18 protein-coding genes are annotated in these 14,359 nt (G+C 69.6%); 8 read left to right on the top strand and 10 right to left on the bottom strand.

What is annotated here, in order from left to right:
- Nucleotides 1–69: 69 nt before the first annotated feature.
- Nucleotides 70–1,044 carry an aldo/keto reductase gene (locus FB471_RS10885; RefSeq protein WP_141997462.1) on the top strand — a complete coding sequence of 325 codons (975 nt, stop codon included), beginning with the start codon at nucleotides 70–72 and terminating at the stop codon, nucleotides 1,042–1,044.
- 79 nt (nucleotides 1,045–1,123) lie between these two features.
- On the opposite strand, the gene FB471_RS10880 is transcribed toward FB471_RS10885, so the two are convergent.
- Nucleotides 1,124–2,491, bottom strand: coding sequence for a WS/DGAT/MGAT family O-acyltransferase (locus FB471_RS10880; protein ID WP_141997460.1), 1,368 nt, complete (start codon nucleotides 2,489–2,491; stop codon nucleotides 1,124–1,126).
- Nucleotides 2,492–2,588: 97 nt separating this feature from the next.
- On the opposite strand from FB471_RS10880, the gene FB471_RS10875 reads away from it, so the two are divergent.
- From FB471_RS10875 to FB471_RS10860, 4 genes are all read left to right on the top strand, one after another.
- A complete protein-coding gene (locus tag FB471_RS10875; protein WP_141997458.1) occupies nucleotides 2,589–3,590 on the top strand; it encodes a glutathione S-transferase family protein in 1,002 nt (333 codons plus the stop codon).
- A gap of 91 nt (nucleotides 3,591–3,681) precedes the next feature.
- Complete coding sequence (locus tag FB471_RS10870; RefSeq protein WP_142001750.1) at nucleotides 3,682–5,322, top strand: thiamine pyrophosphate-binding protein; 1,641 nt, start codon at nucleotides 3,682–3,684, stop codon at nucleotides 5,320–5,322.
- Nucleotides 5,323–5,380: 58 nt separating this feature from the next.
- On the top strand, nucleotides 5,381–6,181 hold the full coding sequence (locus FB471_RS10865; protein WP_170220774.1) for an SDR family NAD(P)-dependent oxidoreductase: 801 nt from the start codon (nucleotides 5,381–5,383) through the stop codon (nucleotides 6,179–6,181).
- 1 nt (nucleotide 6,182) lies between these two features.
- A complete protein-coding gene (locus FB471_RS10860; RefSeq protein WP_141997454.1) occupies nucleotides 6,183–6,980 on the top strand; it encodes a putative hydro-lyase in 798 nt (265 codons plus the stop codon).
- Here the strand turns inward: FB471_RS10860 and FB471_RS10855 are convergent.
- Both FB471_RS10855 and FB471_RS10850 read right to left on the bottom strand, forming a co-directional pair.
- Nucleotides 6,977–7,978, bottom strand: a complete 1,002-nt coding sequence (locus FB471_RS10855) for a TerC/Alx family metal homeostasis membrane protein (RefSeq protein ID WP_141997452.1) — start codon at nucleotides 7,976–7,978, stop codon at nucleotides 6,977–6,979. The two genes, FB471_RS10860 and FB471_RS10855, sit on opposite strands and share 4 nt — an antisense overlap.
- 59 nt (nucleotides 7,979–8,037) lie before the next feature.
- Complete coding sequence (locus FB471_RS10850; protein ID WP_141997450.1) at nucleotides 8,038–8,493, bottom strand: RipA family octameric membrane protein; 456 nt, start codon at nucleotides 8,491–8,493, stop codon at nucleotides 8,038–8,040.
- A 129-nt stretch (nucleotides 8,494–8,622) separates the two neighbouring features.
- On the opposite strand from FB471_RS10850, the gene FB471_RS10845 reads away from it, so the two are divergent.
- Entirely contained in the window at nucleotides 8,623–8,994 is a 372-nt protein-coding gene (locus FB471_RS10845; protein WP_141997448.1) for an MmcQ/YjbR family DNA-binding protein, read from the top strand.
- A gap of 54 nt (nucleotides 8,995–9,048) precedes the next feature.
- Here FB471_RS10845 and FB471_RS34070 read toward each other — a convergent pair whose 3' ends face one another.
- The 5 genes from FB471_RS34070 to FB471_RS10825 all read right to left on the bottom strand — a co-directional run bounded on the left by FB471_RS34070 (nucleotide 9,049) and on the right by FB471_RS10825 (nucleotide 11,024).
- A complete protein-coding gene (locus tag FB471_RS34070; protein ID WP_170220773.1) occupies nucleotides 9,049–9,186 on the bottom strand; it encodes a hypothetical protein in 138 nt (45 codons plus the stop codon).
- Nucleotides 9,187–9,196: 10 nt separating this feature from the next.
- A complete protein-coding gene (locus FB471_RS10840) occupies nucleotides 9,197–9,460 on the bottom strand; it encodes a hypothetical protein (RefSeq protein ID WP_141997446.1) in 264 nt (87 codons plus the stop codon).
- Between the two features lie 136 nt (nucleotides 9,461–9,596).
- On the bottom strand, nucleotides 9,597–9,989 hold the full coding sequence (locus FB471_RS10835) for a DUF3348 domain-containing protein (protein ID WP_141997444.1): 393 nt from the start codon (nucleotides 9,987–9,989) through the stop codon (nucleotides 9,597–9,599).
- A gap of 1 nt (nucleotide 9,990) precedes the next feature.
- A complete protein-coding gene (locus tag FB471_RS10830) occupies nucleotides 9,991–10,716 on the bottom strand; it encodes a WXG100 family type VII secretion target (RefSeq protein ID WP_141997442.1) in 726 nt (241 codons plus the stop codon).
- Nucleotides 10,713–11,024 (bottom strand): type VII secretion target, encoded by a 312-nt coding sequence (locus FB471_RS10825; RefSeq protein WP_246076342.1) that lies wholly within the window; start codon nucleotides 11,022–11,024, stop codon nucleotides 10,713–10,715. The genes FB471_RS10830 and FB471_RS10825 overlap by 4 nt, the downstream gene beginning before the upstream one ends.
- Before the next feature lie 112 nt (nucleotides 11,025–11,136).
- On the opposite strand from FB471_RS10825, the gene FB471_RS10820 reads away from it, so the two are divergent.
- The gene (locus FB471_RS10820; protein WP_141997440.1) at nucleotides 11,137–11,685 is read left to right on the top strand and encodes a hypothetical protein; all 549 of its coding nucleotides are present in this window, start codon (nucleotides 11,137–11,139) and stop codon (nucleotides 11,683–11,685) included.
- Here FB471_RS10820 and FB471_RS10815 read toward each other — a convergent pair.
- Complete coding sequence (locus FB471_RS10815) at nucleotides 11,682–12,845, bottom strand: DUF418 domain-containing protein (RefSeq protein WP_246076699.1); 1,164 nt, start codon at nucleotides 12,843–12,845, stop codon at nucleotides 11,682–11,684. The two genes, FB471_RS10820 and FB471_RS10815, sit on opposite strands and share 4 nt — an antisense overlap.
- 141 nt (nucleotides 12,846–12,986) lie before the next feature.
- Here FB471_RS10815 and FB471_RS10810 point away from each other — a divergent pair, with 141 nt between their 5' ends.
- A complete protein-coding gene (locus FB471_RS10810; protein WP_141997436.1) occupies nucleotides 12,987–13,586 on the top strand; it encodes a TetR/AcrR family transcriptional regulator in 600 nt (199 codons plus the stop codon).
- A 30-nt stretch (nucleotides 13,587–13,616) separates the two neighbouring features.
- On the opposite strand, the gene FB471_RS10805 is transcribed toward FB471_RS10810, so the two are convergent.
- Nucleotides 13,617–14,096: a DnaJ family domain-containing protein gene (locus FB471_RS10805; protein ID WP_211358008.1), complete on the bottom strand. Its 480-nt coding sequence runs from the start codon at nucleotides 14,094–14,096 to the stop codon at nucleotides 13,617–13,619.
- Nucleotides 14,097–14,359: the final 263 nt, after the last annotated feature.

The raw sequence follows: 14,359 nt of genomic DNA, 5'->3' as shown, positions 1-14,359 counted from the left end.
GCCACCCGGCGGGGGTGGCGGCGGTAACTCCACGGTGCATCGATCCAGTACCTGTGATCTGCTGGAACCATGCGTACGACCATCCTGGGCAAGAGTGGACTGAACGTCTCGAGGATCGCCTTCGGCACCTGGCAGATCGGTGGTGACTGGGGCGAGTTCGACGAGGACACCGCGGTCGCCGCCATCCGGCACGCCCGTGAGCTGGGTGTGAACTTCTTCGACACCGCGCAGGCCTATGGTTTCGGCAAATCCGAGGCGTTGCTCGGCAGGGCGTTGCGCGCGGAACTGAACCGGGACAGGGACAGCCTGGTGATCGCCACCAAGGGTGGGATCAACCCGGGCGGCGAGCGGCCGAGGGACGCGCGCGGGGCGATGCTCAGGGACGGGGTGGAGCAGAGCCTGCGGGCGCTGGACCTGGACCACATCGACCTCTACCAGGTGCACTGGCCGGATCCGGACACCCCGGCCGAGGAGACCGCGGCGGCGTTGCAGGAGCTCGTCGACGAGGGCAAGATCCGGCATATCGGCGTCTCGAACTACCACGCCGCGCAGCTCGCCGACTTCGACCTGACCCGGCCGGTGGAGACCCTGCAGCCGCCGTACCACCTGTTCCGCAGGGCGATCGAGAACGACCCGCTGCCGTACTGCCGGGAGCAGAACATCGGTGTCCTGGTGTACAGCCCGCTCGGCAGTGGCCTGCTGACCGGCGCGCTCACCCCGGGCACCACCTTCCCGCCCGACGACTGGCGTTCCCAGTCCTCGGCCTTCCGGGGTGAGCAGCTGCGGCGCAACCTCGCCGCCGTGGACGAGTTGACGGAGTTCGCCGCGGGCAAGGGCGCCTCGGTCAGCCAGCTCGCCATCGCCTGGACCCTGGCCAAACCCGGGGTACACGTGGCGATTGTCGGGGCCCGCAGGCCGGCCAACATCGAGTCCAGCGTCGCCGCGGCCGACCTCGAGCTCAGCGCCGAGGATCTCGCCGAGATCGAGCGGATCGCCGCGCGGGGCGTGCCGGTGGACGGCGCCAGCCCCGAGGGCATCGCCTGACTCCCCACGCTGGATTCCGTGCGGCGGGCGCGGCGGCGACATCCGGGACGACACAACATCCGGCATGCCCCGCGGAGGCTCAGCGGACGGCGTCCTCCAGCTCGGCCAGCGCGGTGTCCAGGTGCAGCAGGATACGTTGCAGGTGTGGCACGCTGCGCCGGCATCCGGTGATGCCGAAGTCCAGGTTGTCGCCGTTGCTGGTCATGGTGATGTTCAACGCCTGCCCGTCCAGCAGCACCGAGGCGGGGTATACCCCGTCGAGCGCGGCGCCGTTCCAGTACATCTGCCTGCGCGGGCCGGGCACATTCGAGATGACGATGTTGAACGGCGGGCGGGTGTTGTTCACCACGCCGGGAATCGGCGAGGCACCGAGTGCGGCGACGTTGATCCCGGAGAGCAGGAGCGTCTGAAGTGGAGTGAGCTGGGTGAACAGTGCCTTGCCGTCGCACATCGACCTGTGGATGGCGGCCAGCCGCTGCGCGGGGTCGGCCAGGTCGGTAGCCAGATTGCACAGCAGCGCGCCGATCGAGTTGCCGGAGGCCTCGGCGAGGCCCTCGGAGGGCTTGCGCAGGGACATCGGGACCATCGCGATCATCGCCGTGTCCGGCAGCGCGCGCTGCTCGATGAGGTAGTCGCGCAGCGCGCCGGAACACATGGCCAGCACGACGTCGTTCCGCGACACCCCCGCCGCGGAGGCGATCGCCCGCACCCTGCTCAGTGGCCAGGACTGAGCCGCGAACCGCCGGGCGCCCCCGATCGGCACGTTCAGCATGGTCTTCGGCGCCTGCATCGGCATGGTCAGGGTGTGCTCGCGGAAGGCCTCGTTGGCCACCTTGACCGCGGCCGGGGCGAGCCCGGCAAGCTGGCCTGCCGCGCGGCCCAGCGCGTCGAACGGGGAGCGGGGTCCGCGCGCGGTGCGGGGTCGCTGCCGGTCGCGCGCGCCCCACGGCGGCGGGCAGTCCATGGCCGCCGGGTCCTCGCTGAGCATGTTCTGCAGGTGCCGCAGCGCGGAGACCCCGTCCAGCAGTGCGTGGTGCACCTTGCTGTACAGGGCGAACCGCCCGTCCCGCAGGCCCTCCACCAGGTGGATCTCCCACAGTGGCCGGTGCCGGTCCAGCAGGGTGCTGTGCCAGCGCGAGGTCAGCTCGAGCAACTCCCTGATCCGCCCCGGCTGCGGCAGCGCCGAGTGCCGGAAGTGGTAGTCGAGGTCGAGGGCGTTGTCCTCGCTCCAGGCGAGATGCCCGACGGTGTTCACCGGCCGCGCGGGCCTGCGCCGGAAGAGGTTCCGCATCTCGGTGGCCTCCAGCAGGTTCTGCCGGAGCGTGCTGAGGTAGTCCGGGCCGGCCCCTTCCGGCTTGCGGAACAGTTGCAGCCCGCCGACGTGCATCGGGTGTTCTCGGGTCTCCACCAGTAGGAACATCGAGTCCGTAACGGGCATCAACGGCATCGGGACCCCTCCTTGAGCGTCGGCATCGACGCGTCTACGCCGAGTGGCCGAGTCTAGGCACACTGCCACCCCGGCGTGGAAGATCTAGTGTGGGGGCATGGCGATCCCGACCGATCCGGACACGGGCGAGTTCGTCCGTGCTGCCAACCACTTCGACGCCCGCATCACGGCCGACGGTTCGTCCGGCTGGCCGGTGGAGCCCGGTCGCTACCGGCTGGTGGTGAGCCGGGCCTGCCCGTGGGCCAGCCGCGGGCTCATCGTGCGCAGGCTGCTCGGCCTCGAGCCGGCCGTCTCGGTGGCGGTGGCCGACCCGATCCAGGACGAGAAGAGCTGGCGGTTCACCCTGGATCCGGGGGACGTGGACCCCGTGCTCGGCATCAAGTACCTGGCGCAGGCCTACCACGCGGCCGAGCCGGACTACACCGGCGGGATCAGTGTGCCCGCCGTGGTGGACGTCCCGAGCGGGAAGCTGGTCACCAACGACTACCCGCAGATCACCCTGGACCTGGCCACCGAGTGGACCGCGTACCACCGCGAGGGCGCGCCGCGGCTGTACCCTGAGCACCTGCGGGACGAGATCGACGAGGTCAACCGGGGCGTACACGCCGATGTGAACGCGGCCGTCTACGAGGCGGGGTTCGCCGCGAAGCAGTCCGCCTACGATGACGCCTACCGGCGGTTGTTCGCCAAACTGGACGAGCTGTCCGCGCGGCTGGAGCACCAGCGCTACCTGGTCGGCGACACCATCACCGAGGCCGATATCCGGCTGTTCACCACCCTGGTCCGGTTCGACGCCGTATACCACGGGCACTTCAAGTGCAACCGGCACAAGCTCACCGAGCTGCCCGTGCTGTGGGCGTACGCGCGGGACCTGTTCCAGACCCCCGGCTTCGGCGATACCGTCGACTTCGACCACATCAAGTCGCACTACTACCAGGTGCACGAGAACATCAACCCGACCCGGATCGTGCCGAACGGCCCGGTGCTGTCCGAGTGGGCGAGGTCGCACGGGCGGGAGGAGCTCGGCGGGCGGCCGTTCGGCGAGGGCACCCCGCCCGGCCCGCCGCCGCCCGAGGAGACGCTGCCCGCCCAGTGGTGAGCGCCGTGGCGAGGCTGTTGCCGGATAGTTGAACGATTCATAGGGTGGCTGGGTGCCGCACAGCAGAGCACACGGCGGAGTGCACCACGGAGTGCGCGGCGGGGCGCGGCATCTGGCGGACGCGCTCGCCGAACTCGGCGTCGAGGTCGCCTTCGGGCTGCCCGGGGTGCACAACCTGCCGGTGTGGGAGGCATTCGCGGCGACCGGTATCCGGTTGATTGGCGTGCGGCACGAGCAGGCCGCCGCCTACGCGGCCGACGGGTACGCCCGCGCCACCGGCAGGCTCGGCGTCGCCGTGGTCACCACCGGTCCCGGCGCGGCCAACACCCTCGCCGGGGTCGGCGAGGCGATGGCCTCGGCCAGCCCGGTGCTGGTGCTCGCCACCGACATCCCCGCCGCCCTGCGCAGGCCCGGTGTGGTGCGCGGCGTGTTGCACGAGTCCCGCGACCAGCGGGCCATGTTCGTCCCGGTCACCAAGGGCGCGCGCACCGTCGGCTCGGCCGCGGAGATCGCGGCGGCGGTGCGCGGGGCGGCCGGCCTGGCCCTGCTGCCGCAGAGCGGCCCGGTCTACCTCGGTATTCCGGCGGACCTCCTGCGCCAGGAAGCCGCCCGCCAGGCGGACGCCGAACCTCCTACCGACCGCCTTCCCGCCGTCGGCCTCGCCGAGATCGAGCGGGCCCGGCAGACGCTGGCCCGCGCCCGCCGCCCGCTGGTGTGGGCCGGCGGAGGGGCCCTGCGGGCCGGGGCGGGCCCGATGCTCGGCGAACTGGCCGAGAAGCTGGCCGCCCCGGTGATCACCACCTTCGCCGCCCGTGGCCTGCTCCCGCCCGAGCATCCGTGCCTCGCGCCCAATCCGGTGCACGCGCCCGAGGTCGGCGAGTTGTGGGACGAGGCGGACGTGGTGCTCGGGGTCGGCACCGACTTCGACGGGCTGATGACCCAGAACTGGTTGATGCCGCCGCCACCCACGCTGATCACGGTTAATGTGGACGCCGCGGACGCGGCGAAGAACTACCGGCCACAGCAGAACCTGCTCGGCGACGCCAGGGATGTCGTGCGCGAGCTCGCGGCCGGGCTGGCTCCGCGGCCCGGCCGCCCCGAACTGACCGCCCGGCTGGAGCGGATCGGCACCCGGGTCTGGCACCGGGTGCGGCAGGAGGAACCGCAGGCCGCGGAATTCCTTGCCGCACTACAGGAAACCCTGCCGGACAGCAGCAGGCTGATCACCGACATGTGCGTCGCGGGTTACTGGATCGGCGGATTCCACCGGGTGCCCGCGCCCCGCGCCCTGGCCTACCCGATGGGCTGGGGAACCCTCGGCTTCGGGTTCCCCGCCGCGCTGGGCAGCGCGGCGGCCGGTGGCGGGCGCGCGGTCTGCGTCAGCGGTGACGGCGGGTTCCTCTACGGCTGCGGCGAGCTGGCCACCCTGGCACAGGAGCAGCTTCCGGTGACGGTGATCCTTGTCGACGACGCGGGTTACGGGATGCTCCGGCATGACCAGACCCTTGCCGGCCTGCCGCACCGCGGGGTGGACCTGGTCACCCCGGACTTCGTCGGCCTCGCCCGCTCCTTCGGGGTGCACGCCGACCGGGTGGACGGCTTCGGCAGGGCGTTTCGCCGGCTGTTGCGCGAGTTCACCCATGCCGCGGAACCCAACATCCTGGTGGTGAGCGCGGCGCTGCGGCCGCCGCTGAACACCTCACCCCGGTGGTACCGGAAGCAGGCGGGATGAACGGGAGTATGGAGCGCGACGACGCGAAAGCCGCGCGGCTGCGAGGGAAGGGATGACCATGGGCCGGCTACAGGACAAGATCGTGGTGGTGTTCGGTGGCGCTCGGGGCATCGGGCTCGCCACCGTGCGGGAGATGCTCGCCGAGGGTGCCGTGGTGTACTCGGCGGACGTCCGGGAGCCCGCCGAGGAACTGGCGCTGGCCGGCAGCGCGCACTACAACACCGTGGTGCTGGACGCCACCGACGAGGAGCAGGTGAACCGGTTCGTCGAGGACGTGGTGGACGCAAGGGGCCGGATCGACGTGCTGTTCAACAATGTCGGCATCCATCTCGGGAAACCGCTGGCCGAGACCACCCTCGAGGAGTTCGACGAGGTGTTCGCCCTGAACGTGCGCACGGCTTTCCTCGGCACCCGCGCCGTGCTGCCGCACATGATCGGTCGCCGCGGCGGCAGCATCATCACCACCTCGTCGAACGGCGGGGTGATGGGCAGGCCGGGCGACCCGGTGTACAACGCCAGCAAGCACGCGCTGGTCGGGCTGATGCGCTCGGTCGCGGTGGCGCATGCGCAGCAGGGCATCCGGGCCAACACGGTGAACCCCGGCGCCATCGACACCGACATGCTGCGTGGCACGCTGAGCTCGCCGGAGGAGTTCGAAAGCCGGCGGCACCGGCTGGTGGCGAGTACGCCCGCCGCGCGGGTCGGCGAGGCGTGGGAGGTCGCCAAGGCGGTGGTGTTCCTGGCCTGCGACGAGTCGCGGTTCGTCAACGGCGTGTCCCTGCCGGTCGACGGCGCCAAGTCGGCGGGTGCCATGCCGTCCGAGCGCTACAGCCTGGACTTCGAGCTCGGGCCGGGTTGACATGGCCACCGCGATCACCGACCCGGCCCGGCTGCGGCAACGGGCCCGTTCCGGTTCCTGGACCGGCGCCACCGCGGGGGCATGTGCCGGGTACCTGCAAGCGAACCTGGTCATCCTGGGTGGGCGGGAGGCGGAGGGGTTCGCGCGGTTGTGCCGGGCGAACCCGACCCCGCTGCCGCTGCTGGAACGGACCCGGCCGGGGCAGTACACCGGGCTGCGCACGGCCCTGCGTGCCGACCTCCGCACCGATGCCCCCGCCTACCACGTGCACCGGCACGGGGTGTTCGAGGCCGAGGTGACCTCGGTCGAGGACCTCTGGCGGGAGGACTTCGTGGCCTTCCTGCTCGGATGCAGCTACACGGCCGAGGCGGCGCTGCTGGGCGCCGGGGTCCGGTTGCGGCATGTGACGGAGGGTCTGGTGCCGCCGATGTTCGTGACCGGGCTCGCCTGCGAGCCCGCGGGCGGGTTCCACGGTCCGATGGTGGTGTCGATGCGGCCGATCGAGCGGGACCAGCTCGCCGAGGCGGTGGCCGTCACCGGGGAGTACCCGCTGGCGCACGGCGGTCCGGTGCACATCGGCGACCCGGCCGAGATCGGTGTCGACGATCTCGGCATCCCGGACTGGGGCGATCCGATGGTCCCTTCGCCCACCGAGGTCGCGGTGTTCTGGGCCTGCGGGGTGACCCCGCAGGCGGTGATCAGGGCGGCCGCGCCGGAGCTGGCGATCACCCATGCCCCCGGCCGGATGTTCGTCACCGACGTGCCCGCCGCCGACATCCGTGGCCGTACCGAGCTCTAGTTGCGGGCTCGGGCACGCAGGCTGGTGAGGGTGACCACGGTCAGCACGAGCACGATGACCGTCAGGGACAGCCAGGTCGGCACGGCGGGCACCTGCTCCCAGGTCTCGTGCGCCCAGTGCAGCACCAGCTTGACCCCGATGAAGCCCAGGATGATCGCCAGCCCGTGGTGCAGGTGCACCAGCTTGTTCAGCACGCCTTGCAGCACGAAGTACAGCGCGCGCAGGCCGAGCAGGGCGAAGGCGTTCGTGCTGAACACGAGGTAGGGATCGCTGGTGATGCCGTAGACGGCGGGTACCGAGTCCACGGCGAACACCACGTCGGTGGCGAACACCGCGACGATGACCGCCGCGAGCGGGGTGAGGGCGAGCCTGCCCTCGTGCCGGGCGAGCAGGCTGGTGCCCCGGTAGTCCGGCGTCACCGGCAGTGCCCTGCGGATGAACCGGATCGAGCGCATCTCGGACACGTCGGCCTCGCTCGACTCGGTGCGGTCGCCCGCGTGGCGGCCGGACGTCGCGTCCTTGAACGTCTTGACCGCGGTGACCAGCAGGATCGCACCGAAGAGCAGGAAGGCCCAGGTTCCGGACTGCAGGGCAACCGCGCCGAGCGCGATGAAGATGCCGCGCAGCACCAGCGCGCCCACGATGCCGAACAGCAGAACCCGCTGTTCCAGCGCCTTCGGCACCCCGAACGCGGGCAGCAGCAGGATGAAGACGAACAGGTTGTCCACCGAGAGCGACTTCTCCACCACGAAACCGGTGAAGAACTCGGTCGCGATGGTCCCGCCGTAGTCGGCCAGCAGGTAGAGCCCGAACGCCACCGGCAGCAGCAGATAGAAGACCGACCAGCCGACCGCCTCGGGCATGGACACCTCGTGCGGGCGGTGGGTCAGCACGAAGTCGAGGGTGAGCAGGGTCAGCAGGGCGGCGATGGAGATCGCCCAGAGCTGCCAGCTCCCGATGCTCTGCAAAGGGGCGGCGAGCACGATATCGCTGGTCACAACACCCCCTTCTTCCTGTTCGAGGCTAGGGGATCACGGGTCGACTCGCAGGATGGGCATCACACCCAGGGCAGCACCAGCCAGCCCAGCAGGAAGATGAGCGGCAAGGCCTGCGCGATCTCGGACGGTCGTTCGGTGAGCCGTGTCCACCAGCGCCTGCCCGGTGGGGCGGACTCGAGGCGGTAGGAGGCCAGCGGGTTGACGAGCGTGTCCAGTTCGACCACCTTCCGTCGCCAGACCTCGATCCAGCGTACCGACGCGCGGGCCACCAGGAACCATACGACGGATATCGCGGCCCCTACCAGCGCGAACACGGTGGCGGTGCCGCTGTGGCTGCGCACGAGCCCCTTGAACACCGCGAGCAGCCCGGCCTGCACCACGAGGAAGACCGACAGCCGTGTCCAGTACAGGAGCACGTCCTGCCGGTAGTGCGCGGCCACCACCTCGTAGGCCTTGAGCAACCTGGATTCCGAGTCCGGAAACGACTCCCAGGTGTGTTCCGGGCCGTCCGCCACGATGATTCCCCCCGTTCGCCGCCGTTTCCTGGCGTGAGTATGGGGTCCCACCGGGCGGCTGAACAGGGCTCGTGCGTCGGGTCGACGCCGGTACTGCGCCGGATGGCCGAGGTGGCCGACAATGGGCGGATGTCTGACGATCGACTCGAGTCGTTACGGCGCATCTGCCTCGTGTTGCCGGAGGTCACCGAGCGGCTGAGCCATGGTGAGCCGACCTGGTTCGTGCGCGGCCGGAAGACCTTCGTGACGTACGCCGATCACCATCACGACGATCGGCTGGGTTTCTGGTGCCCGGCCCCGCCCGGGGTGCAGGAGGAGTTGGTGGCGCAGGAGCCGGAGCGGTTCTTCCGGCCGCCGTACGTCGGGCACCGGGGCTGGCTGGGCGTCCGGCTCGATGTGGATGTCGACTGGGCCGAGATCGCCGAGATCGTCACCGACGCCTACCGGATGGTCGCCCCGAAGAAGCTGGTGGCACAGCTTGATGGTCCGGCACCGGCGTGACCGGGCCGCGGCCACGGCGCTGTGGCGACGCGGGACCCGGTCCATGCTGCCGGTCTACTCGCCGCGGTGGCCGATCTGGGTCGGGATCTCCAGCGGATCGGCGGGGTCGACGTAGCTCACCAGGTGCACGCACAGGTGGTCGATGGGCGGGGTCGGTCTGCTCGTAGACGTTGAGGTCCTCCCAGGCGTCACCCGCCTCGACCTACCGGGCCTCGCGCGGGTTGCTGTCCGCGACCCCGCCCGCGAACACCGTCACGTCGGCGAACACGTAGCGGCGACTGTCGCACTTCACGGTCCAGCCGGCCTCCCGCTGGGCCGGGTCGAGGTGGATCTCCTGGGTGACACACGCCGTGTCCGCGGCCTCGCCTGCGGTCGCGGGTGCGGCGGTCACGGTGGCGACCCCGGCCGCCGCGGCCAGGGTGCCGAGGGTGGTACCGATGAACTTGCGATAGCGCGTTCCGCGCACGAGCCCCTCCTGGACAAATATTGGTCTGGACCTCCTGGGTATGTCGATCACGACTCCCGCGCCGTACCACCGAGCGGCCGAACTGATCATCTCCGTCCGGCGGACACCGGGGCTCAGGGTGCCGCCGGACGTGCCGTCACCGTATCCAGTTCCGGTCGCTGAAGTCCTCGTCCTCGTCGTCATCGTCCGGCCTGCGGCGGCCCGCCGCGGGTGCGGCTTCCTCCTCCTGGCGCAGTTCCTCGAACTGCTGCTCGCCCGTCCTCGCCAGTTCCTCGCGCTCCTGCTCGGACAGGTTCCGGTAGTGCTCGGAGGCCTGTTCCATGAGCGGGTCGAGTGCGCGAGCGAGCACCGGCGAGGTGACGGCGTCCCGCAGGCTCTTCCGCCCCGCGGTGATGTCGTCGACGAGGTTCTTGAACTCGGGGTCGTCGACCTTGTTCCGCAGCAGGTTCAGCGAGTTCTTGAGATGCTTGGACAGCGCCACGTCGCCGTGGGCGATGTCGAGTGTCGGTTCCGGCTCGGGCCTGCCCATATCACACCCCCGGGTGGTCGTAGTTGCTTTCCGGCAGGGCGTGCTTCTCGATGTCGCCGAGCGTGCTCAGGTACCCGGCCATGAGCCCGACCAGTCCCTGCGCCGCGTTCCACGCCGCGGTGTGGTAGGTGAGTACGTCGTCCCAGACGCCGAGGGCCTTGGTGATCGTCGCGGCAGCGGCGGCGCCGGACAGGATGGGCCCGATGATGGTCCAGCTACTCGCGGCGGCCGCGGCGAGTTCGAGACCGATCGCGATCAGCAGGTCCATCAGGGTGTCCAGCAGGCCCTTGATCGCGTTGGCCGTCTCGTACATACCGATGGCGCTCTGCTTGAACTCCTTCCCCATCGCGCTCAGGGTGGCCTGCTGGTCCTGGATCGTCTGCGCGAGGCCACTGAAGTAGCTGTTCGCGCTGTCGGCGGCGTTTCCCTGCCAGTCGCTGGCGACGGTACTCAGCTCGCTGGTGATGACGCCGGAGTAGGCCGTGCTGAACTCGCCGAGATTCTCCAGGGCGACACCGGCTTTCTGGACCTTCTCCCAGTCGCCTGCGTACTGCTCGGCAACCCATTCGAACGGGTGTACGTCGAAGATGAGTTCGATGGCCTCACCCACCCAGTAGGAAATGCTGAGATACTGGCTGATCCCGATGACGTTTTCCAGCAGATCCGGAACCGGGTCGGATGCGGTGGGGTCGGTAAGCTTCGCGGCAGGTGATTCACTCACGGTCATTCGCCCGTCGGGTAGGTGTTGTCAAGGCGTTCGGCTTTGGCGTCATCGGTTTCCTGGTACATGGTCGCTGCCTTGTCCAGTTCCGTGGCCGCTGTCTGCTGGATCTTGGCCAGTCGCTGGTAGTTCTCGCTGAGTGTGTCCTTGGCGTCCGAGGCCGCACCGGCGACCGTGGCGAAGATCCGCGCGTCGGCGCCGGTGATTTCCAGGTTGTCCTCGGCGTAGGTCTTCGCCGAGTTGGCATCGACGACCAATTCGTCCATACGCTCGCTGAACTTTCGAATGCCGCCAGGTTCTGCCTTGAAGCCCAATGTTCCTCCGATGCGTAGTCACAGCCGTGATCAGCTCGGCTGCGGGCGGATCGTATCAAGTACACTTCGGTCACGCCTGTGTTCGCGCGTACCAACAGGATCAGGAGTTCGAATGCGGCAACAGTCGAACATCGTCTCGCTGCCCGCCGAGCTCGTGCAGCAGCCGGGAACCCTTCCCGCGCACTGCACGCGGCACGGTCGGCCCGCGGCGCGGCGGGTCGATTTCGCCCTGCAGTCGAAGGTGCGTATCGAGGGCAGCCGAGTACGCCAGGTCGGCGTCTTCGGTGGCGCCGGGATGGCGGACCGGCTCGGTCAGCACGCGAAGAAGGTCCGTGTCACTCATGTCAAGGGGTGGCCGCTGTGCCATACGTGCGCTCGTACCAGGGCATCCTGGCTCGTCGTGTCCAGTGTCATGTTCTTTGGAGGGCTGCTGGCGTTCGTCGGTTCCCTCATCATCGGAATCATTGCCGAGAAGGGCACCGTGCCGTGGCTCGCCGGGGTGGCGGTGGCCGGATTCGTGCTGCTGGTCCTTTCCGCGTTCCCGTTTCACCGCGGTAGCCTCGCCCGCCTGGTCGGCGCGAACACCGCACCGGACGGTACCTCGGTGCGCGTCACGAACCCCAGTGCGGCGTTCGTCGCCGAGCTGCCACGGACCGGCTAGCGGTTCCACTCGTGCGCTGCCCCCGGGTCCGTGCGGTTCCGGGGTGGTGCGGGCCTGGTCGTCAGCCAGGGCTGGCGGCGGAGGTAGGTGAACGAGCGCAGCAACCATTCGGCCGGCCCGAACGCGTGCCGGCGCAGCCACCAGGTGCTGAGCATCACCTGGACCAGGTAGATCACCAGCACGATGCCCAGCGCGGTGGTGTTGCCGACCTGCCCGGCCAGCGCCGCCCCGTATCCGGTGAACAGGAAGGCGCAGATCAGTGACTGCAGCAGGTAGTTGCTGAGCGCCGTCCTGCCGACTCCGGCCAGCAACGCGTGTACCCGGTTGCCGGTCCTGGTGCGTCCGAACAGGATCAGGGCGGCCGCGTAGGCGATGCTCAGCGCCGGGGCCGTGAAGTAGCCCAGCCCGAGTTTCGCCTGCTCCCAGGATTCGGAGCCGTCCGGAGCGAAGGCGAACAGTGCCGCGGGCGGAACCCCGACGGCGAACCCGAGCGCACATGCCCTGATCAGGGTGCGGGTCCGCAGCGTCCGCCGGTGCGGCAGCCCGATCTTGCCCGCCGCCAGCCCGAACAGGAAGTAGCCGAGCACGATCGGCACCAGGGTCCACCATTCGGCCATGACAACCTGCAGGTCGTCGACTCGCCGTGCCACCACGGCTTCGAACCCCGATCGGTAGTCGCGCAGCGCCTCCTCGGCCTGTGCCGCGGAACTGGGCCGCGTACCGTCGGCGGCCACTCCGGTGAGGATGGCGAGCAGCAGCAGCCCGGCGAACAGGGCGAGTAGTGCGAAGCCGAGCCGGAACGCGCCTCGCGCGGAGAGCTTCCGCAGCAGGTACAGCACGGTCCCGGCGAGCGCGTAGATCATCAGGATGTCTCCGGAGAACAGCAGCACCGCGTGCACCGCGCCGATTCCGAAGAGCAACAGCAACCGCCTGGCCATCCGGGTGCCGAGCGGGTACGGCCGGTTGAGTTGCAGTGCCAGCCCGTAGCCGAAGAGGAACGCGAACAGCACATAGAACCTCGACTCCGCCAGGAACGCGACCAGTTGCCCCAGCACACCGTCCAGCCCGGGCGCGGCACGCTCCTGGTACCGGAAGCCCGGATCCACGAAGGCCTCGATGTTGGCGACCAGGATCCCGAACACGGCGAAGCCCCGCAGCACATCCAGCAACGGCTCACGGTCGGGTTCCCGTACCGGCTCGCTTATGCGCCCCCTTGGAGTTTACTTCTATGTGTATATTCTACGATATACTTATCGGAGGATACAATCCGTATGAAACCCAGCGAGCGGATAGTGAGGCCCATGACCCCGGACCGAGAGGCGGCGCGGGAAGGGACGCGCGGGCGGCGGCTGCGCCGTACCGAACGCCGCGAGCAGATCCTGGCCGCGGCGACGCGCGCGTTCGCCGGAGCCGGCGGCTTCGCGCCGACGAGCCTCGATGACGTCGCCGAGGAGTCCGGCGTCACGCGGATGATCCTGTACCGGCACTTCGACTCGAAGACCGATCTCTACCAAGCCGTGCTGGACCGCGCGGCCGCGGGCCTGCATGCCGCGGCCACGGTCGAGGGCGGGCTCGGTGCGGGCAGCGTGCCGGGCATGCTGGACTGGGCGGCCGAGGAGCCCGACGGCTTCCGGCTACTGTTTCATCACGCCGCGCGGGAACCCGAGTTCCAGGCCGATGTCGACCAGGTGCGCCGGGGGATGGTCGCTGCGCTGCGGCCACACATGAACGAGGTCACCGGGGAGGTGGCCTGGGCGAGCTGGGCCGCGAATGTCGCCACAACCATGGTCATCGAGGCGATCATGGCCTGGCTCGACGCCGGGCGGCCGGATCCGGAGGACGCGTCCCGCCGCATCCTGCTCGCGGTGGACGGTATCTACCAAGCCATCGCGGCCGGGTAGCCGCGCGGCCTCCGGCCGCTCGGTGCGTGCTCAGCGGCGCCTGCGCCACCAGCGCCGACGTTTCGGCCGCTGTGCCGGTGCGGTGCCCGCGGGCTCGGGTCCCTGCCGTCGCCGCTCCGAGCGCCATTGCTCGAGCACCGCGTCGAGATCGGCGGGCGCGAGCCGAACCCGCGGGCCGGCCCCGGACCGGATGCATGCGGCGATCTCCCGGTTGAGCTCGAGTACCCGTTCGCGTACCTGCTCCTCGGTGGGCAGCGGGCGGACCGTCTCGGGCAGCCGATCCAGCTCCTTGCGCAACCGTAGCGGGGTGGGCAGCAGGGGATCGGTGGACAGGCCCTCCCGCTTCAGGTAGCCCTTCAGCCACCAGTGCTCACCGAGTGGCCGGTTGCTGTCGGGCAGCGGCTTGCCCGCACCCGGGAGGTTGTCCAGCTCGCCGCGCTCGGTCGCCTCGCGGATCTGCTTGTCGACCCACGATTCGAAGCTCATACCTGCCGGTTTGCGTTCGGTCATCGTGCACACCTCGCCTCGGCGTCGCCGTCTCGCCTGGAATTGATACGATCGTATCATATCCGGCTTTGCTCGCGCGGTCGGGCAACCCGGCGGGCGACCGACTTGACGCGAACCCAGCGGCAGCCCATCGGTGCGGATACCGCCGGCATGGGCGATAGCGACAACGCCCCCGCATGGCCAGTTTTTGCCCATTTTTTGTCCAGTATCCCCGAAAATGCCCACTTTTTCACCTGTTGCCGCCTGGTGTTCGGTGTTTATCATCG

Source organism: Amycolatopsis cihanbeyliensis (assembly GCF_006715045.1).
Taxonomy (GTDB): domain Bacteria; phylum Actinomycetota; class Actinomycetes; order Mycobacteriales; family Pseudonocardiaceae; genus Amycolatopsis; species Amycolatopsis cihanbeyliensis.
Note: the sequence above shows the minus strand (reverse complement) of the source record. Positions and strands in the feature narration are given on the sequence as shown.